The organism is Lysobacter sp. F6437 (assembly GCF_052547215.1).
Window position 1 is genome coordinate 262,312 of the sequence record NZ_JBQWRB010000002.1, and the last position, 25,018, is coordinate 287,329.

Annotated in this window: 19 protein-coding genes and 1 pseudogene; 11 read left to right on the top strand and 9 right to left on the bottom strand. The window is 70.5% G+C overall.

Going from position 1 to position 25,018, the window contains the following annotated elements:
• Together ACT9F5_RS09760 and ACT9F5_RS09765 are read right to left on the bottom strand one after the other, a co-directional pair.
• On the bottom strand, nucleotides 1-750 hold the full coding sequence (locus ACT9F5_RS09760) for an MlaE family lipid ABC transporter permease subunit (RefSeq protein WP_445119752.1): 750 nt from the start codon (nucleotides 748-750) through the stop codon (nucleotides 1-3).
• Entirely contained in the window at nucleotides 750-1,820 is a 1,071-nt protein-coding gene (locus tag ACT9F5_RS09765) for an ATP-binding cassette domain-containing protein (protein ID WP_445119753.1), read from the bottom strand. The genes ACT9F5_RS09760 and ACT9F5_RS09765 overlap by 1 nt, the downstream gene beginning before the upstream one ends.
• Here ACT9F5_RS09765 and recC point away from each other — a divergent pair.
• The 9 genes from recC (at nucleotide 1,702) to ACT9F5_RS09810 (ending at nucleotide 14,999) form a co-directional block, all read left to right on the top strand.
• Complete coding sequence (gene recC, locus ACT9F5_RS09770; protein WP_445119754.1) at nucleotides 1,702-5,109, top strand: exodeoxyribonuclease V subunit gamma; 3,408 nt, start codon at nucleotides 1,702-1,704, stop codon at nucleotides 5,107-5,109. The two genes, ACT9F5_RS09765 and recC, sit on opposite strands and share 119 nt — an antisense overlap.
• Entirely contained in the window at nucleotides 5,106-8,819 is a 3,714-nt protein-coding gene (locus ACT9F5_RS09775; RefSeq protein WP_445119755.1) for a UvrD-helicase domain-containing protein, read from the top strand. Before recC ends, ACT9F5_RS09775 begins: the two co-directional genes overlap by 4 nt.
• Nucleotides 8,816-10,582, top strand: a complete 1,767-nt coding sequence (gene recD, locus ACT9F5_RS09780; RefSeq protein WP_445119756.1) for an exodeoxyribonuclease V subunit alpha — start codon at nucleotides 8,816-8,818, stop codon at nucleotides 10,580-10,582. The genes ACT9F5_RS09775 and recD overlap by 4 nt, the downstream gene beginning before the upstream one ends.
• 127 nt (nucleotides 10,583-10,709) lie before the next feature.
• Nucleotides 10,710-11,177, top strand: a complete 468-nt coding sequence (locus ACT9F5_RS09785) for a hypothetical protein (protein ID WP_445119757.1) — start codon at nucleotides 10,710-10,712, stop codon at nucleotides 11,175-11,177.
• Between the two features lie 88 nt (nucleotides 11,178-11,265).
• Nucleotides 11,266-11,886 (top strand): GTP cyclohydrolase I FolE, encoded by a 621-nt coding sequence (gene folE, locus ACT9F5_RS09790; protein WP_445119758.1) that lies wholly within the window; start codon nucleotides 11,266-11,268, stop codon nucleotides 11,884-11,886.
• 63 nt (nucleotides 11,887-11,949) lie between these two features.
• Complete coding sequence (gene egtB / locus ACT9F5_RS09795) at nucleotides 11,950-13,341, top strand: ergothioneine biosynthesis protein EgtB (protein ID WP_445119841.1); 1,392 nt, start codon at nucleotides 11,950-11,952, stop codon at nucleotides 13,339-13,341.
• On the top strand, nucleotides 13,341-14,321 hold the full coding sequence (egtD, locus tag ACT9F5_RS09800) for an L-histidine N(alpha)-methyltransferase (RefSeq protein ID WP_445119759.1): 981 nt from the start codon (nucleotides 13,341-13,343) through the stop codon (nucleotides 14,319-14,321). The genes egtB and egtD overlap by 1 nt, the downstream gene beginning before the upstream one ends.
• 65 nt (nucleotides 14,322-14,386) lie before the next feature.
• A complete protein-coding gene (locus ACT9F5_RS09805; RefSeq protein ID WP_445119760.1) occupies nucleotides 14,387-14,623 on the top strand; it encodes a hypothetical protein in 237 nt (78 codons plus the stop codon).
• A 142-nt stretch (nucleotides 14,624-14,765) separates the two neighbouring features.
• Nucleotides 14,766-14,999, top strand: coding sequence for a hypothetical protein (locus ACT9F5_RS09810; protein WP_445098296.1), 234 nt, complete (start codon nucleotides 14,766-14,768; stop codon nucleotides 14,997-14,999).
• Nucleotides 15,000-15,026: 27 nt separating this feature from the next.
• On the opposite strand, the gene ACT9F5_RS09815 is transcribed toward ACT9F5_RS09810, so the two are convergent.
• The 7 genes and pseudogenes from ACT9F5_RS09815 to ACT9F5_RS09845 all read right to left on the bottom strand — a co-directional run bounded on the left by ACT9F5_RS09815 (nucleotide 15,027) and on the right by ACT9F5_RS09845 (nucleotide 22,913).
• Nucleotides 15,027-15,464: a barstar family protein gene (locus ACT9F5_RS09815; RefSeq protein ID WP_445119761.1), complete on the bottom strand. Its 438-nt coding sequence runs from the start codon at nucleotides 15,462-15,464 to the stop codon at nucleotides 15,027-15,029.
• Nucleotides 15,461-15,985 (bottom strand): ribonuclease domain-containing protein, encoded by a 525-nt coding sequence (locus tag ACT9F5_RS09820; RefSeq protein ID WP_445119762.1) that lies wholly within the window; start codon nucleotides 15,983-15,985, stop codon nucleotides 15,461-15,463. Before ACT9F5_RS09820 ends, ACT9F5_RS09815 begins: the two co-directional genes overlap by 4 nt.
• Before the next feature lie 85 nt (nucleotides 15,986-16,070).
• Nucleotides 16,071-16,382: an I78 family peptidase inhibitor gene (locus ACT9F5_RS09825; protein ID WP_445119763.1), complete on the bottom strand. Its 312-nt coding sequence runs from the start codon at nucleotides 16,380-16,382 to the stop codon at nucleotides 16,071-16,073.
• A gap of 17 nt (nucleotides 16,383-16,399) precedes the next feature.
• Nucleotides 16,400-17,347: pseudogene (locus tag ACT9F5_RS09830) on the bottom strand (ribonuclease H-like domain-containing protein); the annotation flags it as partial.
• Nucleotides 17,348-17,501: 154 nt separating this feature from the next.
• Nucleotides 17,502-20,123, bottom strand: coding sequence for a DEAD/DEAH box helicase (locus ACT9F5_RS09835; protein ID WP_445119764.1), 2,622 nt, complete (start codon nucleotides 20,121-20,123; stop codon nucleotides 17,502-17,504).
• 139 nt (nucleotides 20,124-20,262) lie between these two features.
• Nucleotides 20,263-22,179, bottom strand: a complete 1,917-nt coding sequence (locus tag ACT9F5_RS09840) for an N-acetylmuramoyl-L-alanine amidase (RefSeq protein ID WP_445119765.1) — start codon at nucleotides 22,177-22,179, stop codon at nucleotides 20,263-20,265.
• A gap of 245 nt (nucleotides 22,180-22,424) precedes the next feature.
• Entirely contained in the window at nucleotides 22,425-22,913 is a 489-nt protein-coding gene (locus tag ACT9F5_RS09845; RefSeq protein ID WP_445119766.1) for a hypothetical protein, read from the bottom strand.
• Between the two features lie 85 nt (nucleotides 22,914-22,998).
• On the opposite strand from ACT9F5_RS09845, the gene ACT9F5_RS09850 reads away from it, so the two are divergent.
• Nucleotides 22,999-23,700 carry a DUF938 domain-containing protein gene (locus tag ACT9F5_RS09850; protein WP_445119767.1) on the top strand — a complete coding sequence of 234 codons (702 nt, stop codon included), beginning with the start codon at nucleotides 22,999-23,001 and terminating at the stop codon, nucleotides 23,698-23,700.
• Between the two features lie 107 nt (nucleotides 23,701-23,807).
• Nucleotides 23,808-25,016, top strand: a complete 1,209-nt coding sequence (locus tag ACT9F5_RS09855) for an MFS transporter (protein WP_445119768.1) — start codon at nucleotides 23,808-23,810, stop codon at nucleotides 25,014-25,016.
• Nucleotides 25,017-25,018 lie beyond the last annotated feature (2 nt).

Sequence of the window (25,018 nt, forward strand, 5' to 3'; positions counted from 1 at the left end):
TTACCTGAAAAGCAACGCGGACATGACGAAGTTGAACATCAGCACCAGCAGCGAGGCGTTGACCACCGCCTTGGTGGTCGCCACCGAGGTGCCCTCGATGGTCGGCTCGGCATGGAAGCCGACGTAGGACGCGACCAGCGCCGCGACCGCGCCGAACACCGCCGACTTGACCAGCGCCATGCCGAAGTCGTCGACGAAATCGACGCTGTCCTTCAGCACCTGCCAGTAGATCCCCGAGTCGATCCCGATCACGTGGACCGCCTCGAAGTAGCTGGCGCTGATCGCCAGCGAGCAGAAGAAGCCGGTCAGCAGCGGCACGCACAGCACCGCCGCCCAGAATCGCGGCGCGACCACCTTGCCGACCGGGTTGATCGCCATCAGTCCGAGCGCGGTGATCTGGTCGGTGGCGCGCATCAGGCCGAGTTCGGCGGCGATCGACGAGCCGGCACGGCCGATGAACAGCAACGCGGTCAGTACCGGGCCGAGCTCGCGGTAGATGCCGAGGCCGAGGATCGCGCTGACCTGGTTGCTGGCGCCGTAGGTGTCGAGCGCCCGGTAGCCCAGCAGAGTCACCGAAAGTCCGACAAACGCACCGCCAACGGCGATGATCGGCAGCGAACGCGCGCCGATCTTGTAAATTTCCCGCACAAACTCCCGGAACAGGTCGACGCTCGGCGTCGATGCCGACAGCACCGACAGGGTGAACAGGCCGGCGCGACCGACCGAACGGGTGGCGGCAACAAACGGCATCAGGCGGCCTCGGCGGTGCGTGGTGCGGCATCGAACGGAATCGGGCCGTCCGGCTCGCCATCCAGAAACTGCCGGACCAGCGGATCGGTGCTGGCCTGCAACGCCTGCGGGGTGCCGGAAAACACGATGCCGCCGTTGGCGATCACGATCGCGTGGTCGGCCACCGGCAGGGTTTCGTGTACGTGGTGGGTGACGACGATGCTGGTCAGCCCGAGGCTGTCGTTGAGCCGGCGCACCAGGTCCATCACCACCCCGGACGCGATCGGGTCGAGCCCGGTCAGCGGCTCGTCGTAGATCATCAGCGGCGGGTCCAGCGCCAGCGCCCGGGCCAGCGCGACGCGGCGCGCCATGCCGCCGGACAGTTCGCGCGGGAACGCATCGGCGGCGGCGCGCAGGCCGACCGCGTTGAGCTTCATTGCCACCAGCCGCGCGATCACCGGCTTCGGTAGCCTGGTATGCGTGCGCAGTGGCAGCGCCACGTTCTCGGCTGCGGTCAGGTCGGTCAGCAGGCCGTTGCCCTGCAGCAGCACGCCGATGCCCTTGCGCAGTTCCAGCAGCGCGCGCGGGTTGCGCGGCACCGGTTGGCCAAGCACCTCGACCGAACCGGCGGCCGGCTCCAGCTCGCCGGTCAATGCCGCCAGCAGCGTCGACTTGCCGCTGCCCGACGGGCCGAGCACGGCGACGACCTGCCCGCGCGGCACGACCAGGTCGATGTCGCGCAGTACCGCACGGCCGCCGCGGTCGAGGCGCAGGTCGTTGAGGCGGACGATGGGATCGGGATCGGTCATCGGGACGGAACTACGCCAGGCGGCCATATCCACGGCAGCTTGGCGACAGGAACCTGAACAAGGGTTGTCGGCATTGTCGCAGGGCGTCGACCCGCGCGCACGCGAGTGGCCGTGGCGCTCGGATGTCTCGCCCGCTGCGACACCGCTGCGGCAAGATGGCCGCATGCCCGCCGCGCCCGACTTCCGCCTGTACCACTCCAATTCGCTGGATGTCCTGGCCGGCCTGCTGGCCGAGGAGCTGCGCGTGCCGGCGCCGGGGCAGTCGCTGCTGGCGCCGGACATCGTGCTGATCCCGCAGGTGGCGATGCGACGCTGGTTGCAGGCGGAACTGGCGAAGGCGCACGGGATCGCCGCCAACCTCGAGTTCCTGACCCCGGGTGAGCTGGTGCGGCGCGCGCTCGATGCCAACGTCGACGGCGCCGGCGAGGACCTCGATGCCGATGCCCTGCACTGGCGCCTGTACGCCGCGCTCGGCGATCCGGCGCTGATGCGCGCGCCGGCGATGGCGGGGTTGCGTCATTACCTGGCCGACGCCGATCCACTCAAGGCCTGGAGCCTGGCTGGCGAGCTGGCGGCGGTATTCGAGAAGTACCAGGCCTGGCGGCGCGACTGGTTGCTGGGCTGGGAGGACGGCGCGGACGCGCGCGATCCGCAGGCGTTGCTGTGGCGCCACGTCGGCGCCGGCCGCCGCCACCGCGCCCGGCGCATCGACGACTATCTGCGCCGGTTTTCCGGCGAGCACGCCGCCGGTGACGGTGTGCCGCCACCCGCGGGGTTGCCGCCGCGCCTGTTCGCGTTCGCTACCCTCAACATCTCGCCCGACGTGCTGCGGGTGGTCGCCACCCAGGCGCGCGTCGGCACGCTGCATTTCTACCTGCCGTCGCCGACCCGGGCGTACTGGGGCGATTTGCAGACCCTCGGCGAGCGCCTGCGCAGTGCCGGCGAGGACGCCTTCGACCACGACGAGAACCCCCTGCTGCAGGCATGGGGCGCGGCCGGGCGCGACTTCATGGCGGTGCTCGGCAGCTACGAGGTGGTGCATCCGTCGGGCGACGTCCCCGCGTATGCCGAGCCGCTGCCGCGGCCCGGAGACGCGCTCGCCGACGGCCTGCTCAAGCGGCTGCAGCGCGACCTGTTCCACCGTCGCGGCGAACCCGGTGCGCCGCTGCGCGAGCGGGTCGACCGCCGCGACCCCACCCTGCAGTTCCATGCCTGCCACACCCGCCTGCGCGAGGTGCAGGTGCTGCACGACCAGCTGCGCGGCCTGCTCGAGGACGACCGCTTCGACCCGCCGCTGCAGCCGCGCGAGATCGCCGTGCTGGCGCCGGACATCGACCCGTACGTGCCGTACATCGAGGCGGTGTTCGGTGGCCGCGCCGGCCAGCCGGACTTCATTCCCTACGCGCTGGCCGACGCCAGCCCGCTAGCCGGCGAACCGCTGGCCGAGGTGTTCCTGCGCCTGCTGGCGTTGCCGGTGTCGCGGTTCGGCCTGCACGAGGTGCTCGACCTGCTCGCCAGTCCGCCGTTGGCCGAGGCCGCGGGGCTCGATGCGCCCGCGCTGGAGCGCCTGCACGGCTGGCTGCAGGCCGCCGGCGTGCGCTGGGGCCTCAACGCCGGTCATCGCCAGCGGCATGGCGCACCGGCCGACGACACCTGGACCTGGCGCTTCGCGCTCGACCGGCTCCTGCTGGGCCACGCGATCGGCGACGACGCACCGCTGACGCTCGGATCGGGCGCGATGCTGGCACCGTGGCCGGAACTCGAGGGCGGCGCACTCGATGCGCTCGACGTACTGCTGCGGTTGCTGCGCACACTGGAACGCCACGAGCGCACGCTGGCCGAATCGATGCCACCCGCGCAGTGGCGTGAGCGCCTGCTCGGACTGCTCGACGCGTTGCTGCCAACGCCGCCGTCCAACCCGACCACCCAGCGCGGACTCGAACGCCTGCGCCAGCTGGTCGGCAGCTTCGCCGACAGCGCCGCGGCCGCCGGCTTCGATGCCCCGCTGGCACCGGAGGTGGTGCGTGCGCATTTCGCCGGCGTGCTCGGCGAGGCCGACACCCGCGCGCCGCTGCTCACCGGTGGCATCAGTTTCGGCCGGATGGTGCCGCTGCGGCTGCTGCCGTTCCGCGCCATCTGCGTGCTCGGCCTCAACGACGGCGACTACCCGCGACGCGACCCCGCGGCCGGGCTCAACCGGCTGACCGCCGAACTCGGCACCCGCCAGCGGCGGCACGGCGACCGTTCGCTGCGCGAGGACGACCGCTTCCTGTTCCTGCAACTGCTGGCCTCGGCCGGCGAGGTGTTCTACTTGAGCCATCTCGGTGCCGACGCGCGTGACGGCAGCCCGCGCGAGCCGTCGGTGCTGGTGGCCGAGCTGCTCGATGCCGCCGCCGACCAGCACGTCGATCCGTCGGTGGCGCGCGAGGCGCTGGTGGTGCACCACCCGTTGCAGCCGTTCGCGCCGGCCGCGTTCGGTGCGAGCGATCGCGGCGACCCCGAGCCGCGGCGCTTCAGTTTCCGGGCCGAATGGCATCCGGCCGCCGGCCGTGGCGCGGGGCCGCGCCGGCCGTTGTCGGCGTGGAGCACCGGGCCGCTGGCGGCCAAGGCGCCTGCGGACACCGACAACGGGTCGGAGGTGGTCGCCATCGCCGAGCTGCGCCGCTTCCTGCGCGACCCGGCCGGCGAGTTCCTGCGCCGCCGGCTCGCGTTGCGCCTGCCGGAAGAGATCGCGTCGGCCGAGGACGTCGAACCGCTGCTGCTGCCGGCACGCGGACTCGACAGGCACCACCTGCAAGCCGCGGTGCTCGAGGCGTGCATCGCCGACGACACCGGCGATCTGCACGCGCGCCTGGGCGCCCGCGGCCTGCTGCCGCCCGGCCCGCTGGCGGCGGCGCAACTCGAGACGTTGCTGCGCGACACCCGCGCCTACGCCGAACTGTTCAACCGCTGGCGCGACGGCCGCGAGGCCGGGTCGCTGCCGATCGATGTCGAACTCGAACTCCCCGATGGCGTCGTGCACGTGCGCGGCCGCATTGAAGACGACCATGGCGATGCCATCGCCCGCCTGCGCGTGGGTGCACCCAATGGTCCCTCGGTGCTGCGCGACGGCCTCGACTGGCTGCTCGCCAGCGCCAGCGACTCACCACGCACGCTGGTGCAGTTCCACGACGATGGCGAAAGCCTTGGCCCGCACGAGCGTCCGCCGCTCGCCCCCGAAACCGCCCGCGAAGCGCTACGCGCGCTGCTGCAACTGCGCGCGAAAGGTCTGGCCGAACCGCTGCCATGGGCGCCCTATACCGGCTGGGAGCTTTACAGCGCGACCGACCACGACAAGGGCCGCAAGGCCGCGCACGCGCGCTGGCACGGCGACCCGATGCAAGGACGCTGGGGCGAGCGCGACGACGATGCGCTGCGGCTGACCCTGCGCGGCCGCGACCTGTTCGACGACGCCGGATTGTTCGAGCGTTTTACCGACATCAACACCTGCATCTTCCGGGCGCTGCTCGAAGGCCGCGCGGGCGACGGCAGCGACGACGCGGTGGTCGACCGCGCGGGGGCGAGCGCATGAACGCACCCGACCGGCCCGCCACCGCCACGGACCCCTACCTCGACCTGTCGCTCGACGGCGTGCGCCTGATCGAGGCCAGTGCCGGCACCGGCAAGACTTTCACCCTCGCCACCCTGGTCACCCGCCTGGTGGTCGAGCGCGGCCTGCGGATCGGCCAGGTGCTCGCGGTGACCTTCACCGAGGCGGCCACCCAGGAACTGCGCAGCCGCATCCGCGCACGGCTGGAGGTGGCCGCGCGCGTGGTCGCGTCGGACGATGGCGAGCGCGATGGTGATGCTGCCGCCGCGCTCAGCCGCATGATCGTCGAGCGCCACCTCGCGGGCGGCGGCGAGACCCGCGCGCAGCTCGCCCGGCGCCTGCAGCAGGCGGTATGGGAAGTCGACCTCGCCGCGATCTTCACCATCCACGGCTTCTGCACCCGGGTGCTGCGCGAACACGCGCTCGAGAGCGGCCACGGTTTCGACGCGCGGACCCTGCTCACCAGCGACGCCGCCCTGCGCGAGGAGCTGGCGGCCGACCTGTGGCGTGCCACCGCCGCCGACCCGGATGCCGCAACCTTGCTGACCCGGCTGTGGACGCAGCCGAAGCAACTGCAGGACGACCTGCGCCAACTGCTGTCGCACGAGCCGCTGTCGCCGCTGCCGATGGACGCCGGTGACGATCCGCGCCCGGCGCTGGAGGCGGCCGCACGGTCGCTGCGCGAGGCCTTCGTCGAACATGGGGTGACATTGCGTGACGCACTCGATGCCGCGGTCGCTACCGGCTTCATCAACAAGGCCATGTACAAGGCCGACGTCCTCGATCCGCACTGGCGCGCGTTGCAACGCTGGTGCGACGGCGGCAACGCCTTCGCGACCTTCGACGACAAGCTCGCGCGGTTCGGCAGCCGGACGCTGGAGGCCAAGACCAACAAGGCCGGAACAGGACGCACCCCGCAGTCGCCGCTGTGCGGGGCGGTCGATGCGCTCGTCGACGCGCGTGCGCTGCACGAGGCCTGGCTCGACAGCCACGCCACCGCGCTGCTGCACCGCATCCGCGCCGAGGCCCGTGCGCGCCTGGCCGAACTCAAGCGCGTGCGCCGGCTGCAGACCTACGACGACCTCATCGACGGCGTCGCCGATGCGCTCGACGGCAGCGGCGGCGAGGCACTGGGCGCCGCGCTGCGCCAGCAGTACCGCATCGCCCTGGTCGACGAGTTCCAGGACACCGATCCGCGGCAGTGGTCGATCTTCCGCCGGGTGTTCGGCCAGCCGCCCGGCGACGCGGTCGAGCCGGGTGCGGATGCGCGCACGTCGCCGCCGGCGCTGTTCCTGATCGGCGACCCCAAGCAGGCGATCTACGGCTTCCGCGGCGGCGACGTGCACACCTACCTGCAGGCAAAAGCCACCGCCGACCCGGCCCCGCCGCTGGATCGAAATTTCCGCTCGCGCCCTGGCGTGCTGGCGGCCATTGCGGCGTTGTACGACGCGGCCGCGAAGGCTCCGGCCGAGCCGGGCAATGCGGCCGACCTGGCCGGACACGCCGCGCCGTCGCCGTTCGTCGACCCGCGCATCCGCTTCACGCCGGTGCTGCCGGGCTGCAGCCGCAGCGACGACGACTTCATCCGCCACGGCGCCGCGGCGCCGGCACTGACCGTGCGCTTGATCGCCGATCCCGACGGGCCGGATGCGAAATCGATCAGGGCCGACCGCTCGCGTGAGCTCGCCACCCGCGCCTGCGTCGCCGCGATCCACGCGCTGCTGCTCGAAGGCCGCGCCGGCACCGCCAGCATCGAAGGCCGTCCGGTCGCGGCCGGCGACATCGCGGTGCTCGTGCGCAGCCACAAGGAAGCCACGCGCATGCAGCTGGGGCTGGCCGCCGCCGGCATCCCCGCGGTCGCCGCCGGCAAGCAGAGCCTGTTCGCCACCGACGAGGCACGCGAGTTGCTGGCGCTGTTCGAGGCTTTGCTGCACCCGGCCGACGACAGTCGCCTGCGCGCGGCGTTGGCGACGTTGCTGGTCGGCCTCGACGCCACCGCGATCGCCATCCTCGACGACGACGGTGCCCGCCACGCCGCGTGGCAGCAGCAGGCGCAGGACTGGCGCGAGCGCTGGCAGCGCAGCGGCCCGCTGGCGCTGGTCGCCGACCTCTGCGCCGCGGCGGGCGAGCGCCTGCTCGGCCTGCTCGACGGCGAGCGCCGCCTGACCAATACCCTGCAGCTGGCCGAGCTGATGCAGGACGCACAGGCGAATACACCGGGCCTGCACGGCCAGCTCGACGGGTTGCGCGCGGCGATCGCCGACGCCGACAGCGACGACGAGGCACAACTGCTGCGACTGGAATCGGATGCGCGCCGGGTGCAGATCGTGACCCTGCACAAGAGCAAGGGACTGGAGTACCCGCTGGTGTTCCTGCCGTTCATCGGCATCGGCGGCAACGGCCGCAACGACGCCCGCCACCACGCCGTGCATGACGGCGACCGGCGCGTGCTGCACTGGAAGATCGACAAGCAGTCGCAGGCCTGGGCGGACGCATGCAGCGGTCACGCGGACGAGGAACGGGCCGAGGACGCGCGCCTGCTGTACGTCGGCCTTACCCGTGCCCGCCACGCGCTGTGGTTGGCAAAGGGCGCGTTCTTCAACCACGACAGGACCCGGCTGGCGCCGATGCTGGCCGATCTCGACCGGTTGCGGCGGGAGCCGGCGATCGCGATCGACGACGCACCGTTGCAACCGCCACCCGCGCCATTGCCGCCACCGGTCGAGGATGGCGTGCCGGCCGCGCGCGTGGCGCAACGCGCGATCCCGCGCGACTGGTGGGTTTACAGCTTCACCCAGCTCGCCCGGGCCGACGCCGGCGAGGGCGCCGCACCGCTCGCCGCCGCCACGCGTGCGGAACAGGGCGCCGACGACGAAGCGCTCGCCGATGCCACCACGCCGGTCGCGAACGCGGATCCCGCCAGTGACGGAAGCACCGGCGACCCACGCGATGCATTCGATCCGCGTTTTTCCGGCAGCCGCTTCGGCAACGTGTTGCACGACGCACTCGAGCACGTCGCGTTCGATGCATGGCGCGACTGGCACCATGGCGATGCATCGCCGCCCGGACAGCACGCGCCGTTGCACGCGGCGCTGCGTGCCGGCGGCTACCCCGACGCCGACCTCGACGACGGCGCCGCGCTGCTCGCCGGGCTGGTCGGCCACACCCTCACCACGGCGTTGCCCGAGGGCGGCCGGTTGTGCGACCTGGCCGGGGACGCGCGCCGCGCCGAGATGGAATTCCACTTTGCGCTGGCGCCGACCCGGGTCGATGCACTGATCGCGCTGCTGCACGGCTTCGACGTGCTGCGCGGCCGCCACGCGTTCGGCGTGCGCCAGCGGCTGGAAGGCCTGATGACCGGCAAGATCGACCTGACCTACACCGTCGGCGGGCGCTGGTACGTGCTCGACTACAAGTCGAACCGGCTGCCGGCCTACGACCCGGCCAGCCTCGACTCCGCGATGGCGCACAGCGAGTACGACCTGCAGGCGCTGCTGTACACGCTCGCGCTGCACCGCTGGCTGCGCTTCCGGCTGGGTGGCGACTACGACTACGCGCGCGACTTCGGTGGCGTGCGCTACGTGTTCAGCCGCGGCCTTGCACCGGATGGTCGCGAGGGCGTCCACGCGCATCGCCCCGGGCCCGAACTCGTGCACGCGCTCGACGCGCTGTTCGCCGGAGACACCGCATGAGCCTGCTCGACGACCTCGGCCGCGGTGGCCACCTGCGCCTGCTCGACCGCGAGCTGGCCGCGACCCTGCGCCGGCTCGAACCGGCGACGCCGGACCTGGTACTCGCCGGCGCCGCACTGGCCTCGCTGGCGGTGTCGCATGGCCACGCCGGCTTCGACCCGGCGCGACCCCGGCGGCTGGTCGAGAACGGGCCGGACTGGCCCAGCGCCGAGATCTGGATGGACACGCTGGCGTCGTCGGACTGGGTCGCCGGCGGTACCCCGGACGCCGCCGGAAACCGCCCGCTGGTGCTCGAAGGCGGCCTGCTCTACCTGCGCCGTTACCGCGAATATGAGCACCGGCTGGCCGCCCGCCTGCGTGCGCTGGCCGGCCACGTGCCCGTCGCGGTCGATGCCGCGGCACTGGCGCCGGTGTTCGACGCGTTGTTCCCGGCGGGCAGCTCCGACCCGTTGCAGGCGCGCGCCGCCGCGCTCGCCCTGCAGCGCGCGCTGCTGCTGGTCACCGGCGGCCCCGGCACCGGCAAGACCACCACGATCGCGCGGATGCTGGTGTTGCTGCTGGCACAGGCGCGCCTGGCCGGGCATCCGCCGCTGCGGATCGCGCTGGCCGCGCCGACCGGCCGCGCCGCCGAGCGCATGGCCGAAAGCCTGCAGGCCGCGGTCGCACGGATGGCGTCGGCGGACGGCTTCGAGCCGGCCTGGGTCGAGGCCCTGCCAAAAGGCGCCAGCACCCTGCATCGCCTGCTCGGCACCATCCCCGGCAGCCCGCGCTTCCGGCACGGCGCCGACCACCCGCTGCCGTACGACGTGGTGGTGGTCGACGAGGCCTCGATGGTCGACCTGCCGCTGATGTGCAAGCTCGCCGAAGCGGTACCGGACGGCGCCCGGCTGGTCCTGCTTGGCGACCCCGACCAGTTGCCGTCGGTCGAGGCCGGCGACGTGCTCGCCTCGATCTGCGCGGCCACCGGTGATGCCGCCGACGAGGCGTCCGCCACGGCGGCTCTCGCCGGCCACCGCGTCCACCTGCTGCGCGGCTATCGGCAGTCGGCCGGGTTCGAACTGGCCCCGCTGGCCGACGCGGTGCGCGAAGGCGACGCCGATCGCACGCTCGCACTGCTGCGCGGTAACACTCTCGACGGGGTGCATTTCCACGAAGGCGCGACCGATCCGCTGGTTACGGGAGCGGTCGCGTTGCTGCCGCACTGGCGCGCGCTTGCCGGGAGCGTCGACCCCGCCGCGGCACTCGCCAGCGCCGCGCAACTGCGCCTGCTGACCGCGGTGCGCGGCGGCCCGCAAGGGACCCACCTGCTCAACGCGCGGATCGAGGAGGCGCTGGTCGGGCCGCGCCCGCCCACGCACTTCCACGGCCGCCTGCTGCTGGTCGTCGAAAACAGCTACCGCCACCGCCTGTTCAACGGCGACATCGGCATCTGCCTGCGCGACGAACGCGGCACCCTCGTCGCGTGGTTTGCCGACAGCGGCGGCGACACCGGCGGCGCGGTGCGCGCGTTCCACCCGGCCGCGCTGCCGGCGCACGAAAGCGCCTTCGCGATGACCGTGCACAAGGCCCAGGGTTCTGAGTTCGATACGGTCTGGTTGCAACTGCCGCGCACCGACGGACGCGGGCTGTCGCGCGAACTGCTGTACACCGCGATCACCCGCGCGCGTCGCCAACTGCATGTATGCGCCAGCGAGGCAGTGCTGCGCGGCGCGTTGGGTCGCCACGTCGAACGCGTTTCCGGACTTGCCGGACGCCTGCGCTGAATGCGTCCGTGCTGAACGGATTCAGGTGCACGGCGTGTCAATTCACTCCGGCTGGACCGGCACGCGCCTAGGGTCGTTGCAACCGGCGCACGCGCGCCGGCTCCCCCACATGCAACGGAGCAACCCCATGAGCGATGTCAAGAAAGACCACAGTATTGGTGCAGGCACGGGCGCGGTCGCCGGTGCGGTGACGGGCGCGGCGGTCGGTGCGGTCGGCGGTCCGGTCGGCAGCGCCGTTGGTGCGGTTGCCGGTGGCGTGATTGGTGCCAAGGCCGGCGATTCGGTCGCCGAGGCGGTCAACCCGACCGAGTACCGCGAGCACTTCAAGACCGAGTACAAGAACGCGCCGTACTACTCCGCCGAGCGCGACTGGAACGATTACGAGCCGGCCTACGATTACGGCTACCAGACCTACGGCCAGTACCGCGGCCAGCGGTTCGAGGACGCCGAGCCGGAACTGCAGCGCAACTGGGACCAGACCCGCGCGCAGGCCAATTCCCGCCTGGAGTGGAACGACGCGAAGCACGCCGTGCGCGATGGCTGGCACCACATCGAGCGCGCCATGCCCGGCGACGCCGACCGCGACGGCCGCTGAGCCAGGCGGCAACACCGACTAACAACAACAAGCAGCAATCGATTGACGGGGCCGCGTTGCGGCCCCGTTTTTTTGGTCCTGCAGTAGCATGGGCGTCCCCCGCAACCAGGTCCGTCCGATGGCCGATGCCCGCAAACCCACGCGCGAAGAAGCCGAATCCGCCGTCCGCACCCTGCTGGCCTGGGCCGGCGAGGACCCGGCCCGGGAAGGCCTGGTCGACACCCCGAAGCGCGTCGCCAAGGCGTATTCCGACTGGTTCAGCGGCTATGGCCTGGACCCCGACGAATACCTCGCGCGCACCTTCGAGGAAGTCTGCGGCTACGACGAGCTGATCGTGCTGCGCGACATCCAGTTCGAGAGCCATTGCGAGCACCACATGGCGCCGATCATCGGCCGCGCCCACGTCGGCTACCTGCCCGACGGCAAGGTGGTCGGCATCAGCAAGCTGGCGCGCGTGGTCGAGGCGTATTCGCGGCGCTTCCAGGTGCAGGAGAAGATGACCTCGCAGATCGCCGACTGCATCCAGCGCGTGTTGCAGCCGCGCGGCGTCGGCGTGGTGATCGAGGGTGCGCACGAGTGCATGACCACCCGCGGCGTGCACAAGCGCGGGGTCAGCATGATCACCTCGAAGATGCTCGGCAGCTTCCGCGAGGACGCGCGCACCCGCGCCGAGTTCCTGCAGTTCATCGATGTCGGGCCGGGTCGCTGAACGGTTGAAGTCGATCGGCGAACGCGGTCACCGGTCCATTGTGACGCGAGCGGTATGCTGGCATTGATGTCGACGCCTGTCGCCACCGCCGGACTCGATCGCGCCGCACCTGCGGCCTCCCTGGTCGCGCGCTATCGCACGGTGCGCGCCCGCAGCCTCGCGCTCGCCGCCCCGCTGTCGGCCGAGGACGCGATGGTCCAGTCGATGCCCGATGCCAGTCCCGCCAAGTGGCACCTGGCGCACACCACCTGGTTCTTCGAGCGCTTCGTGCTTGGTGCGCGGGATGGCTACCGGCCCATCGAGCCGTCGTGGGACTACCTGTTCAACAGCTACTACCAGAGCGTCGGACCGATGCACGCCCGGCCGCAGCGCGGCTTGTTGTCGCGGCCCGCGCTGGCACAGGTGCTGGATTACCGTGCACAGGTCGACAAGCGGATCGATCAGGCATTCGAGCGGGGGGATCTCGCTGGCGAGCTGCTGCAACGCATCGTGCTTGGCCTGCAGCACGAGCAGCAGCACCAGGAACTGCTGCTGACCGACATCAAGCACGCGTTCTGGTGCAACCCGCTGAAGCCGGCCTATCGCAACGATCTGCCCACGCGCGAGGGCGCGACCACCGCGCTGCACTGGATCGGCCAGGACGAAACGATCATCGAGGTCGGCGCGGCGGCTTGGCCCGACGCCAGCGACGTGTTCGCCTACGACAACGAATCGCCGCGCCATCGCGTGCTGCTGCCGGCCCACGCGCTGGCCAGCCGGCCGGTCAGCAACGCCGAGTACCGCGCGTTCATCGATGACGGCGGCTACCGCACCGCCACCCTGTGGCTCAGCGATGGCTGGTCACGGATCAGCGAGGAAGGCTGGAACCGGCCGCTGTACTGGGACGAAGCGCTGGAGCGTGAATTCACCCTCGGCGGCCTGCGCGCGATCGATCCGCACGCGCCGGTCTGCCACCTGAGCTACTACGAAGCCGACGCATTCGCGCGCTGGGCCGGCGCGCGGCTGCCGACCGAGTTCGAATGGGAACACGCGGCGGCACAGGTGCCGGTGCAGGGCAACTTCGTCGAGGACGACCTGCTGCACCCCGTGCCCGCCCGCGCTCCCGTAGGAGCGGCTTCAGCCGCGATCGGAGAATCGTTCATCCCCGCCGGTCTTCCGATCGCGGCTGAAGCCGCTCCTGCAGAAGCCGCCGACCGGGCACCGGACGGATCCCCCCGCCAACTATTCGGCGACATCTGGGAATGGACATCCAGCGCCTACACCGCCTACCCCGGCTTCCGCGAGATGCCCGGCGCGCTCGGCGAGTACAACGGCAAGTTCATGAGCGCCCAGCAGGTCCTGCGTGGCGGCAGCTGCGCCAGCGCGCGCGACCAGCTGCGGGCGAGCTACCGCAACTTCTTCCACGCACCCGATCGCTGGCAGTTTTCCGGCCTGCGACTGGCCCGGGACAATTGATGATGCTGGAAACGATAGACATGCCGATTACCGACCTGCATCCGTCCCCCGACGACATCATCGGCGACACCGTCGCCGGACTCTCGTCGACGCCCAAGTGGCTGTCGTCGAAATACTTCTACGACGCCCGCGGCTCGCAACTGTTCGAGCAGATCACCCGCCAACCCGAGTACTACCTGACCCGGATCGAGCTGGACCTGCTGGAAGCGTCGATGCCGGCGATCAACGACGCGGTCGCGTCGTTCGCGCACGTGGTCGAGTACGGCAGTGGCAGCGGTCGCAAGACCCACCTGCTGCTGGAAGGGCTCGACGATCCGGTCGCCTACACCCCGATCGAGATCTCGCGCACCGCGCTGGTCGCGAGCGTCGAGCGCCTCGCCGAATCGTTCCCTCGGATCGAGATGCTGCCGGTCTGCGCCGACTTCACCCAGCCCGTGCCGCTGCCACTACCGGCGCGCGAGACCGGTCATACGCTGGTGTTTTTCCCCGGCTCGACCCTCGGCAACTTCGCCGAGTGCGACGCGTTGCGGCTGCTGTGCTCGATGCGCGCGACCATGGGCCCGCGCGGCCAGGCGCTGGTCGGCATCGACCTGGAAAAGGACGTCGCGCTGCTCGAAGCCGCCTACAACGACGCCGCCGGCGTCACCGCCGAGTTCACCCTCAACCTGCTGGCCCGGCTCAACCGCGAGATCGGCAGCGATTTCGACCTGGCCGGTTTCCACCATCGTGCGGTGTACTCGCGCGAGCGCGGCCGGATCGAGACCCATCTGGTCAGCCGGCGCGTGCAGGACGTGCACCTCGACGGCCACACGTTCCATTTCGCCGAAGGCGAGGCGATGCAGGTCGAGTACAGCCACAAGTACACCGATGCGCGCTTCGAAGCCCTTGCCGCGCGCGCCGGCCTGCAGGTCGTCCAGCGCTGGAACGACCCGCGCGACTGGTTCGGCCTGCGCTTGCTGCAGCCGGTGTCGGTGGGGTGAGCTTTTGTGATCGCGACGGCCACCCCGATGCATACTCCAGCCACTGCACCCACAAGGAGCTCCCCATGCGTCCGACCTCCCTCGTGTTGATCGCCGCCATCACCGCCACCCTGCTGTCGGCCTGCGGCAGCATGGAATACCGCGACACCAACGCCGCGGTCGATGCCCGCCCCGAATGCGACGGCAGCGTCGGCCGCCCCGGCGAACTCGTGCCGGCGTGGTGCGAGCGCACCCAGGAAGCCACCTGGTCGAGCGAATCGGATTCGGCTGGTATCGATTTCGGTGTCGGCGACGACGACTAGGGACGCGACCGGCCACGCGGATCGACCCGGCAACATCGACCGGGCTGACGGGCGGCCATGCCGCGCCCGTCGACGGCCTTCACCGTCGCTGATCATCGACCGCGCGACACTCGCCCGCACCTTCCCCGGATCGAGGTGCACCATGGCGACCTGCGACGTGTGCGGCAACGACTACGACAAGGCCTTCACCGTGAAGGCGCACAATGGCAGCGGCACGTTCGACTCGTTCGAATGCGCGATCCATGCGCTCGCCCCCACGTGCGCGCATTGCCAGTGCCGGATCATCGGCCACGGCGCCGAGCACGACGGCACGTTCTACTGCTGCGCCCACTGCGCGAAGCAGGCGGGCGTCAGCGGTATCGACGACCGCGCCTGAGTCGCCGGATCGCGACCCGCGTCGCGCCTACGCTTCCAGTTCCGCCAGCCGCGCCCGGGGCAATGGCAACAAGGCCCAGAACGCGACATTGCGCTCGCGCCAGTCGGCCGCGGCTTCGTTGAGGATCGCCAGCAGGGTGTCGAACGCGTCGCCGTCCGCATCGCGCCAATCGCCGGCGTGCTCCACCAGCAGCAGATAGCCCGGCGCCTGCAGCCACGACAGGTCGCCCAGGCTGTCGGCCAGCGCATCCCAGTTGCCCCCGAACCATTGCGGGAAGCCCAGCGCCCGCGCGAGCTCGGCGAGCACCGCGGCCTTGTCGCCGCAATCGGCCAGGTCCACCCGTGCCACCGCGAAATCCAGCGCCGCACCCGCCTCGGCCATGGCCCCGGTGTCGCGGTCGTCGAGGAAGTAGGCGCCGGACTGCAACGGATCGGCGAGCAGGGCGCGCAGGTCGAGGGCGTTCATCGGCGTTCCCCGGTGAGCTCGAAACGGCGGAAGCTGCGGTAGTGGTCGTCGGTATAGAAGTACTCGACCGGTGGGTCGCCGCCGGTCACGATGCGCCGCGCACCGCGGTCGCGCGAGCCGGGCGTCTCCACCGTGAACTCGTGGTAGTAACCGCGCGGCCGGCTGGGGAGCAGGCGTTCGCGGTTCTGGAACACGCCGCCGTCCTGCCGGTATTCGTAGGGTCCGCCATCGGCGATCGCGTCGAGTACCGCGTGCGCCTCGGCAGGCAGGAACGCCGGGTAGGCGGCGGATGGAACGGCGCCGGTCGATCCGCCGCGATCGCCCCTGTCGCGATCATTGCCTTCATGCCGACTCGACGCGCGACCGGCGTCGCCGGAGCCCGGCAGCGCGACCGGTGCGTCGATGCCGGGAGTGGAACCCGGCGGCGCGTGCAACGTGCCATTGTCGGTCTGCTGCGTCCAGGCCCACAGCCCGACCAGCACGATCGCGGCCACCACCCAGAGCGAACGATTGCGACGCATGACTGCCCCTCGATTCATCCGGAATCCGGTGGCCCGATTCTCCCACGCCACTCCTGCACAAGGCGGGACACAAAACGCCGGGGATCTACCCGCACTTCAACCCGGTAATCGCACCCCGCTCGTTGACATTGATGTTCAACCGGTCCGGGTTGAAATCCATCGTCACCGGCTGGCCCGGCTCGATCACCCGCACGTCGGTGCTGTGGCTCTCGGCGCGCGCACGCTCCACCACCTCCGGGGTCGCGGCACGGCCGATCGACCACGATGCGGCATCGGCCACGCAGGGCCCGTTGGCCATCGGCGGCGCGTCGACCGGCGGCATCGCGGTGCAGGCGACCATCGACAGCAGCAGTACGGAAACGGGGAGGACGGCAGGGTGGATGACGGCACGGCTCATGGCGGTGGCTCCTCGGGTTATCGGTCGCAGCCTGCCGGCACCACCGTGTGCGTCGCGTAAACACCGGCCTGCTGCTCGACCGAGACCAGCTGGAGCATCAGCCGCGCCAGCGTCACCACGTCCTGGTGGTTGTGCGCGCAGACGCGGCGCAGCAACGACGACGCGCCGCCGCGCAGGTACGACAGCCATGCGGCCGGCGCCTGTGATCCCGGCAGGTCGTCCTCGCGCACGATCCCGAGCAGTTCGCGCTCGATCGTCGCCAGTCGGCAGTTCTCCCACACGCCGCGGTAGCGTCGGCGGGTCGGGAACAGCAGGTCGACGTGGTCGAGTGGGGTGATCGGGCACGGCAACCGCGCGAGCCGGTAGCGCGTCTTCAGCAGTGGCGCGTCGTAGCAGCGGCCGTTGTAGCTCGACAACACGGTGGACGGTGACAGCCAGCGCGCGAACTCGCACAGCATCGTGGTCTCGGCGGCGAGCGTGGTGATCAGCAACTGGCGGATGCGCAGGCCATCGCCGTGCAGCGGGTGCACGTGCCAGTCGGCCGCGCCGATCTGGAACGCACGGGTGCCGGTGCCGCCGGCGAGGCCGGTGGTCTCGGTGTCGAAGAACATCAGGTTGCGCGCAGTGACCATGTCGTCGCGTTTGGCAAAGGCCAGCGGCAGCGCGTCGACGGGTGTCGGGAACGGCAGCCAGTCCTCGATCAGGCGCAGGCCCGGCGCGATCTCCTCGCCAGGCAACGCGCGGTCGACGGGGCCGCGCGAGGACGGGTAGCCGGGCGCGCGCTCGCGCACGCCGAGCAGGCGACGCAGGGAGTCGATCGACGGGTTCTCACGGGCGGTCGCACGGGGCGATTCCGATGGACTGCCGCGCGCTGGCGCAGCCACCGTTGTCGTGCGGTTGCCGGCTTCGTGCTTGAGCGCACGCAACCGCTCCAGGGTAATGCTCACCAACCGCCCCCAGTCCCCTGTAGGAGCGGCTTCAGCCGCGATCGGGAGTCGGACGGACGGCCATGCATTCGATCGCGGCTGAAGCCGCTCCTACAAAAGCCCGGGGTCGTTTGTGGAACGGATGCTCTCCTGCCACGGGAAGAATCAGCGATTTCGGCAAGGCAGGGCCCGATCACGCCGCAGCCTCCGCCAGCAAACCGAGCACCCGCCGTGCCAGCGACTTCGGCGTGGCGCCGTCGCCGTCCTCGTCGGCCGCCAGCACCGGGCCGACACACGCGGGGCAACCGGCCTTGCAGTCGCAGCGCTCGACCAGCTCGGTCGCGCGGCGCACCAGTTCGGCCTGCCGCGTCCACAGCGGTTCGCTGAGGCCGACGCCGCCGGGGAAGTTGTCGTAGAGGTAGATGGTCGGGACGAATTGCTGCACTTCGACCTGGTCGCAGCCGCTCGTCGTTGCCGCGGCGTGTGCGGAGGGTGCGCCACCGCGAGCGGCGCCGGCGGTGCCCTGACGGTCGTCATCGCCGGCGTGCATTGCGACGAACTCGTCGTGCGCCTGGAGCGGCAGCCGCGCCCGCGCGCCCGGCGCGATCGACAGGCCCTCGACCGGCGCTTCGACGCCGCGCAGCTGGCCGCGTCCTTTCGCGTCGGCGGTCGCGAACCACGCGCCGTCGCCGTTGCCGACCGCCTTCTGCAGGTCGCGCGCGTCGGCCATCACCGCCACCGTCGCGACCACGTGCAGCGCGTAGCCGGCGCCGAGGAAACCGTCGAGCGCGTCCTGCCGCGATGCGAACCACGCCAGCAGCGTCGCCTGTGGCAACTGCCACCAGACCGCGGTGGTGTGCAGCTCCTGGTCGGGCAGGTTGACCGGGCCGTAGCCGATGTTCTCGTGGGTGTAGTAGCGGATCTTCTTGTAGCCGGCCACGCGCCGGACCACGTGCACCTCACCGTGGCCGCAGTCGCCGTGGCCCGCATCGACGCCGTCGAAGCGTTCGAGCACCTTGAGTTTCGAGTAGTCGATCGAATCGGTGTAGTAATCGACGTGCGTGCGCGTGACGTAGGCCTTGCGGCCGTCCCAGTCGAGCCGCTCGACCTGGTACGGCGTGCTCTGGACCATGTGGATCGCGCCTTCGTACAGGGTCAGCGCGGCGGCGGAGTAGTCGACCTCGGCGATGATCTGCTGCTTGCCGCCGCTGCGGTCGACGACGACGAAGTTGCCATCGGCGACCGAGCGCAGCGACACCGCGTTGGCCGGGTAGCTGTCGGCGATCCACTCCCAGCGGTCGCCCTCGCGGTGCACGACCTCGGTCTCGGCCAGCGCTTCGAGGTAGACCTCCGGTTCGATCGGGCCGAACGCTTCGTCGACCACGAACGGCAGCTCGAACGCGGCGCAACGGATGTGGTCGAACAGGATCAGCGGCTGGTCCGGCGCGGTGCGCGCGTGTTCGGGCGAGGCGTCGGCGAAGAAGTCGGGATGCCGCACGACGTACTGGTCGAGCGGCTGCGAGTTGGCGACCAGCACGCCGAGCGACGGCTGCTGGCGACGCCCGGCGCGGCCGAAGCGCTGCCACGTCGCCGCGACCGAACCCGGATAGCCGTTGAGCACGACCACGTCGAGCGAGCCGATGTCGACACCGAGTTCCAGCGCTGAGGTCGAGATGATCCCGTCGATGTTGCCCGCGCGCATGTCGCGCTCGGCCGCCCGGCGTTCGGTCGGCAGGTAGCCGCCGCGGTAGGCGCGGATGCGCGGCGGCTTGCGCGGGTCGCTGTCGAACACGTCCTTGAGGTACTTGGTCAGCACTTCGACCATCAGCCGGGTCTGCGCGAACACCAGCGTCTTCAGCCCGGCCTTGATCGCGATCCGGGCGATGCGGTTGGCCTGCGACCGCGCCGACGCGCGCAGGCCGAGGTCGGGGTTGATGACCGGTGGATTCCACAGCAGCACGTGCTTGTCGCCGGTCGGCGCGCCGGACTGCGTGATCGCGTGCACGTCGGCCTCGATCAGCGCGCGCGCGTGTTCGGCCGGGTTGCCGATGGTCGCCGAGCACAGGATGAACTGCGGGCTCACGCCGTAGAACGTACAGATCCGCTTGAGCCGGCGCAGCACGTTGGTGACGTGGCTGCCGAACACGCCGCGATACGTGTGGATCTCGTCGATCACCACGTAGCGCAGGTTCTCGAAGAACTGCGCCCACTTGGTGTGGTGCGGCAGGATCGCCTGGTGGAGCATGTCGGGATTCGACACCACGATGTCGCCATGCAGGCGGATCGCCTGGCGCGCGTCGCCCGGCGTGTCGCCGTCGAAGGTGAACGCCTTGACCCCGAGGTCGCCGGCGCGGTTGAGCTCCAGCAACTCCGCGACCTGATCCTGCGCCAGCGCCTTGGTCGGGAACAGGTAGAGGGCCTTCGCGTTCCCCTGCATCGCCGCGCTGACCACCGGCAGCGTGTAGCACAGTGACTTGCCCGACGCGGTCGGGGTGACGATGGCGACATTTTCGCCACGTTGCGAGGCGGCCCAGGCGTCGGCCTGGTGGCGGTAGAGCCGATCGACGCCGCGCGCGCGCAAGGCAGCGGCCAGCGCGGCCGGCACGTCGTCGGGGATCGACGCGTAGTCGCCCTCGCGGCCGGGGATGGTGAAGCTGCCGGTGATGCGGTCGGCGTAGCGTTTCGACAGCGCCCGGGTCAGCGCGGCGCCGTCGCCATGACGGCGCTGGCTGCTTACCGGCAGGGTGGTGTCGGGATCGAGTGGATCCGTCGTTCCGCGCCGCTCCGCGTCCCGCCGCGCCAGTGCCTGCGCCATGTCCCGCCCCGCAAAAGGGGGCAGTAGGGCAGCATGCCGTCGCACACGGTGAGACGGCATATGAATGCTTCAGCCGGTCCGCCCGCACCTGCAGGTTGACGATGGACCCCCGCCACGCAACGGCGGGGGCCCAGCCCTGTCAGTGGTTGATCTGCACGTCGTCGATGTAGACGTTGACGTCGTAGGCGGTCTGCGCGCGGTACAGCCACACCGCGTCGAGCTTCACCGTCGCGGCGGTGATCGCACCGTTGCCGCCGACCCAGGCGTTCCATTGCCCGGCGTCGGTGAGCGACCACGACACGTAGGTCCAGCTGTTGGCGGCCAACGACCGGGTGACCGAGCGTTCGGTGCCGTCGCTGTCATCGATGCCGAGGCCCACGCTCATGCCGCTGCCGCCGGCATACACCCAGAACCCGACGCTGCCGCCGGCCCGGGTCAGCGGTGCATTGCTGCCGGGACTGCCGGTGCCCGACAGCAACCGCACCGCCCAGTTCGCCGATGAGGCGCTGTTGTCCTTCAGCAGGACCCGCAGCGAACAGTTGCCATTGCGGCGCGTGGTGCAGGTACGGCTCGCGCTGGACGCGGTGGAGATGCCGGTGGTGCTACCCGAATAGGTCGGGCTGGTATTGAAGTGGCCGACGCTGCCCTCGAAGCTGTCGAGGATGGTGGTGCCGCCACCACCGCCACCGGGATTGAGCAGGTCGTAGTAGCGGCCCCAGTTCCAGTTGATGCCGGGGTCGGTGTGGGTCTGGCTGCTGTAGTGCTGGTGGCCCTTGACGTCGATCGCGGTCGACAGCACCACCACGCCGTTGTGGGCCGGGCCGTCGTAGGCATTGGCACAGGTGATGGCCGAGTACTTGCCGCAGAAGTTGCGCACCAGTGCGGCGGAGCTGTTGTACATCGCGGTGGTGTACCAGGAGCTGTTGTTGACGTAGCCCTCGTGCTCGATGCCGAGGGTGGTGTTGTTGTGCACCCCCACGTGGTGGGCGGCACGCGAGTTGCGCACCATCTGGGTGACCTGGCCGTCGGAGCTGCGGATCACGTAATGCGCGCTGACGCTGTACGGGTTGCTCTGGAACCACGAGATGGTGCCGCCGTAGCTGCCCTGCGCGGTGTGGATGGTCACCGAGCTGTAGGAGCTGCGCGCGTGGTGGTACGGCGAGGCGACCCACAACGCGGGGCCGTAGTCGGTGCTCATGGTGCCCATGTCGGGACCGTCGCCATCCGCGCTTGCGGTCGCCCGTGCCGGCGCCTTGTCCTTCAGCGTTTCGGTGACCGGGTCGATCGCGTAGTCGGCGGTCTCGATGCGGTCGTTGGCGACGTCGAGGCGCACGAACGGTGCCCGCAACTTGACCAGCTGCGCCATGTCGAATGCCTGCTCCCACTCGATCGGTCGTTCCGGCACCTTGATGCCGCGGTCGTCGACGCCACGGTCCTGCGCCAGCAACACGTCGTAGGCGAAGGACGTGCGGGCGTAGTTGGCGATCTCGCCGTCGGCGGCGGCCTGCGCGGGAGCGAAGCCGGCGTAACGCATCAACGCCGGTCGTATCGACTCGGGCCGACGAACCTGCCGGCCCGCCCGAATGGCCGGGGTGTCGCTGCGGATCTCGCGATCCAGCAACGCCGCCGCGGCCAGCACGTTCAGGCGTGCATCACGGCGGACGCGTTCGGGCGTCGCTCCGAGCAGGCGCGCGCCCTCGGTGACCTGGTCCGCGAAGCCCTCACCCGCGTACAGGCCCATCGGCCCGTATGCGGCCGGCATGTGGCCATGACGCTCTCCCTGCATCCGTTTCGGGTCCGGCTGCAGGTCCATCCAGCGGGTCTGGACGTACGCGATTGCCTCCAGCGTGCCGACCGGGATCGTCGGATAGCGTGCATAGGCCTGCCGGAAATATCCCTGCAACGCCTGCCGCTGCGGTTGCAGCCGGGCTTCTTCGGCATCCAGTCGCGCCTGCAGCGCGGCATCGTTCGACACGGCCGCCTGGGCGGAGACCGCCGGCGAGACGAGCAGCGCGGCGGTTACGGCGGACAGCAGGACAACGGTCTTTCGATTCATTCCGTGAACCCCTCTGGTTCGCTAACCCCCTGCGCCGCCGTTTCTACACGCCGAAGGTGGCCGGGATGCGCCAACACGAGCCGGGCGGGCGAACCTGTGACAGCCGTTGTGAACAGGCGCCGTTCCGCTGCCGTTCATCGCGGAATTGTGAGGGGTTCGTTACGCGCGATTGCGCGACGCATCGATACTTTGCGCCATGCATCGGTATGGCCGAGCCGTTGTGCAGGGGAAAATCCGTTGCGGCGTCATCCGGACAATTCCGCCGCCGCGACCGGGCGCAATTGCAGGGCCCGCAAAGCGGCGTCGCTCGCCACGCCGATGCCGCGAGGGCGGCCCGCCACGTAAAGCGTCACGTGCGCCGCCGGCACCGGCAGCTCGCGGCCGAGCAGGCAGCCGAGGCGCTGGTGGAATGGCGCCATCGCCGGCAGTTCGACCCGTTCGATGATCGAGTGGGCGAAGCCCTGGCCGGCGATCGGCTTGCGAAGCAGCAGGCAATGGCCGGTGCGATTGAAGTGCCAGTCGTGTTCGTCGCAACCGGCCGTGATCACCGCGCGGGTCCGCGAATCGCCGAACGTCGCGCGCAACTCCCGCAGCAGCTCGCCACCGATCAGGGTGATGTGCAGTTCGCGCTTGGGGTCCAGGTGGATGCCGTCGACGGTGACCGCCGTGATCGGTGGCGACCACTGGGCGGGCGGAACCGGGAGGATCAGCGTGCTGTCGAGGACCGGGCGCATGCAAGGGAGTGTGCGCGATGATCGGAGGGTTCGTTGCGAAAGAGCACCTGCGCGACACTGTCCGTCCGTTCCCAGATCCCGTGCCATGGCCGCCGACAAACCCTTCGCCCCCGCCTGCGAACGCAACCGCGATCCCATTCTCGACGTCCTGCGCGAGCGCTTCGCCGATGCACGCCACGTGCTCGAGGTCGGCAGCGGCACCGGGCAGCATGCGGTGCACTTCGCGGCGGCGATGCCGTGGCTGAGGTGGCAGTGCAGCGACCGCGAGGAGTACCTGGCGGGTATCCGGGCATGGCTCGACGAGGCCGGGTTGCCGAGTACGCCGGCGCCGATGGAGCTGGATGTCGGGGGGTGGGCGTCGTTGGTGCGGAGTCGCGTGCCCTCATCCGCCCCTGCGGGGCACCTTCTCCCACAGGTGGGAGAAGGAACGCGTTTCGACGCGGTGTTCAGCGCCAACACCTTGCACATCATGGGCTGGGCGCAGGTACAGGCGTTCTTTGCCGGGGTCGGGGTTCTGCTTGCCGGCGGCGGCACGCTGGTGGTGTACGGGCCGTTCAACTACGGCGGCGACTACAGCAGCGACAGCAACCGCGAGTTCGACGGCTGGTTGCGTGCGCGGGATCCGGCCTCGGCGATCCGCGACTTCGAGGCGGTCGACGCGCTCGCGCGCGAGGCGGAACTGGTGTTGCAGGACGACATCGCGATGCCGGCCAACAATCGATGCCTGGTGTGGCGGCGCGCCGGCACGGGCGGCTGCGTCGAGGCGACGTGTCAGCTAGCGGAATGAGCGGACCGCCGCGCAAAGCCCGCAACGCGCTGTTTCACCTCCGTTACCGCAAGATCGCTTGCTGCGGTGCACAATTGGCGGCTCATTTTTCCCGCAAGGACTCCAGCTTGGCGGACGATCCCTCCCTGACGGCCCACCAGCACAACCGGCGCAACTACGCGCTGATCCTGTTCGCGCTGGCGACGGGCGGGTTCGCGATTGGCACCAGCGAGTTCGCGATGATGGGGCTGATGCCCAGTCTGGTCGACGGTTTCGGCATCACCGAACCGCAGGTCGGCCACCTGATCAGCGCCTATGCGCTCGGCGTGGTGGTCGGCGCACCGCTGCTGGCGATCCTCGGGGCGCGGGTGCCGCGACGCTCGCTGCTGCTGGTGCTGATGGCCTTCTACGCGCTGGCCAACCTGGCGACCGCGTTCGCGCCCAACTACCACGCGATGCTGGCGTTCCGCTTCATCGCCGGCCTGCCGCACGGGGCCTACTTCGGCGTGGCGATGCTGGTCGCCGCCTCGATCGGCGGCCCCGGCCAGCGCGGCGCGGCAATCAGCCGGGTGATGCTGGGCCTGTCGATCGCGATCCTGGTCGGCAACCCGCTCGCGACGTGGCTGGGACAGGAGTTGAGCTGGCGCTACACCTTCGCGCTGGTCGCTGCGGTTGCGGTGCTGACGGTTGCGCTGGTCGCGCGCTGGCTCACGCACGACCCGTCCGAGCCGCGGCAGACGCCGCTGCGCGAGATGCGCGCGTTCAACACCTCGCAGGTCTGGCTGACGTTGCTGATCGGCGCGATTGGATTTGCCGGCATGTTCTGCGCCTTCAGCTACCTTGCGCCAACGCTGACGGCCGTCACCGGCACGTCCGATGGCTGGATCCCGATCGCGATGGGCGTGTTCGGCGTCGGCTCGATCATCGGCAACCTCGCCGGCGGCTGGCTGGTCGACCGCCTGCACTTCCGCGCCGCCGCGGTGATCCTGTCGTGGTCGGCGCTGGTGCTGCTGGTTTATCCGCTGGCCGCGCATTCGCTGTGGACGATGCTGCCGGCGGTGGTCGCGGTCGGCACGATGGGCGCATTGGCGCCGGTGCTGCAGACCCGGTTGATGGACGTCGCCGGCGAGGCGCAGACCCTTGCCGCCGCCTCCAACCACGCCGCGTTCAACGCCGCCAACGCGCTCGGGCCGTGGCTAGGCGGGCTGGCGATCAGCGCCGGTTTCGGCTGGACTTCGACCGGTTACGTGGGTGCCGCGACCGCGGTCGGCGGCCTGCTGGTCTACGCATGGGCACGCCGAGACGAGCGCCGGGCCGGCGTGCTGGACGCGGCGTAGCA

What these genes read in the sequence shown, in the direction of transcription:
- ACT9F5_RS09760 (WP_445119752.1), bottom strand. Translation starts at nt 750, where the DNA reads ATGCCGTTTGTTGCCGCCACCCGTTCGGTCGGTCGCGCCGGCCTGTTC.
- recC (WP_445119754.1), top strand. Translation starts at nt 1,702, where the DNA reads ATGCCCGCCGCGCCCGACTTCCGCCTGTACCACTCCAATTCGCTGGAT.
- ACT9F5_RS09765 (WP_445119753.1), bottom strand. Translation starts at nt 1,820, where the DNA reads ATGTCCGGCGCCAGCAGCGACTGCCCCGGCGCCGGCACGCGCAGCTCC.
- ACT9F5_RS09775 (WP_445119755.1), top strand. Translation starts at nt 5,106, where the DNA reads ATGAACGCACCCGACCGGCCCGCCACCGCCACGGACCCCTACCTCGAC.
- recD (WP_445119756.1), top strand. Translation starts at nt 8,816, where the DNA reads ATGAGCCTGCTCGACGACCTCGGCCGCGGTGGCCACCTGCGCCTGCTC.
- ACT9F5_RS09785 (WP_445119757.1), top strand. Translation starts at nt 10,710, where the DNA reads ATGAGCGATGTCAAGAAAGACCACAGTATTGGTGCAGGCACGGGCGCG.
- folE (WP_445119758.1), top strand. Translation starts at nt 11,266, where the DNA reads ATGGGCGTCCCCCGCAACCAGGTCCGTCCGATGGCCGATGCCCGCAAA.
- egtD (WP_445119759.1), top strand. Translation starts at nt 13,341, where the DNA reads ATGATGCTGGAAACGATAGACATGCCGATTACCGACCTGCATCCGTCC.
- ACT9F5_RS09805 (WP_445119760.1), top strand. Translation starts at nt 14,387, where the DNA reads ATGCGTCCGACCTCCCTCGTGTTGATCGCCGCCATCACCGCCACCCTG.
- ACT9F5_RS09810 (WP_445098296.1), top strand. Translation starts at nt 14,766, where the DNA reads ATGGCGACCTGCGACGTGTGCGGCAACGACTACGACAAGGCCTTCACC.
- ACT9F5_RS09815 (WP_445119761.1), bottom strand. Translation starts at nt 15,464, where the DNA reads ATGAACGCCCTCGACCTGCGCGCCCTGCTCGCCGATCCGTTGCAGTCC.
- ACT9F5_RS09820 (WP_445119762.1), bottom strand. Translation starts at nt 15,985, where the DNA reads ATGCGTCGCAATCGTTCGCTCTGGGTGGTGGCCGCGATCGTGCTGGTC.
- ACT9F5_RS09825 (WP_445119763.1), bottom strand. Translation starts at nt 16,382, where the DNA reads ATGAGCCGTGCCGTCATCCACCCTGCCGTCCTCCCCGTTTCCGTACTG.
- ACT9F5_RS09835 (WP_445119764.1), bottom strand. Translation starts at nt 20,123, where the DNA reads ATGGCGCAGGCACTGGCGCGGCGGGACGCGGAGCGGCGCGGAACGACG.
- ACT9F5_RS09840 (WP_445119765.1), bottom strand. Translation starts at nt 22,179, where the DNA reads ATGAATCGAAAGACCGTTGTCCTGCTGTCCGCCGTAACCGCCGCGCTG.
- ACT9F5_RS09845 (WP_445119766.1), bottom strand. Translation starts at nt 22,913, where the DNA reads ATGCGCCCGGTCCTCGACAGCACGCTGATCCTCCCGGTTCCGCCCGCC.
- ACT9F5_RS09850 (WP_445119767.1), top strand. Translation starts at nt 22,999, where the DNA reads ATGGCCGCCGACAAACCCTTCGCCCCCGCCTGCGAACGCAACCGCGAT.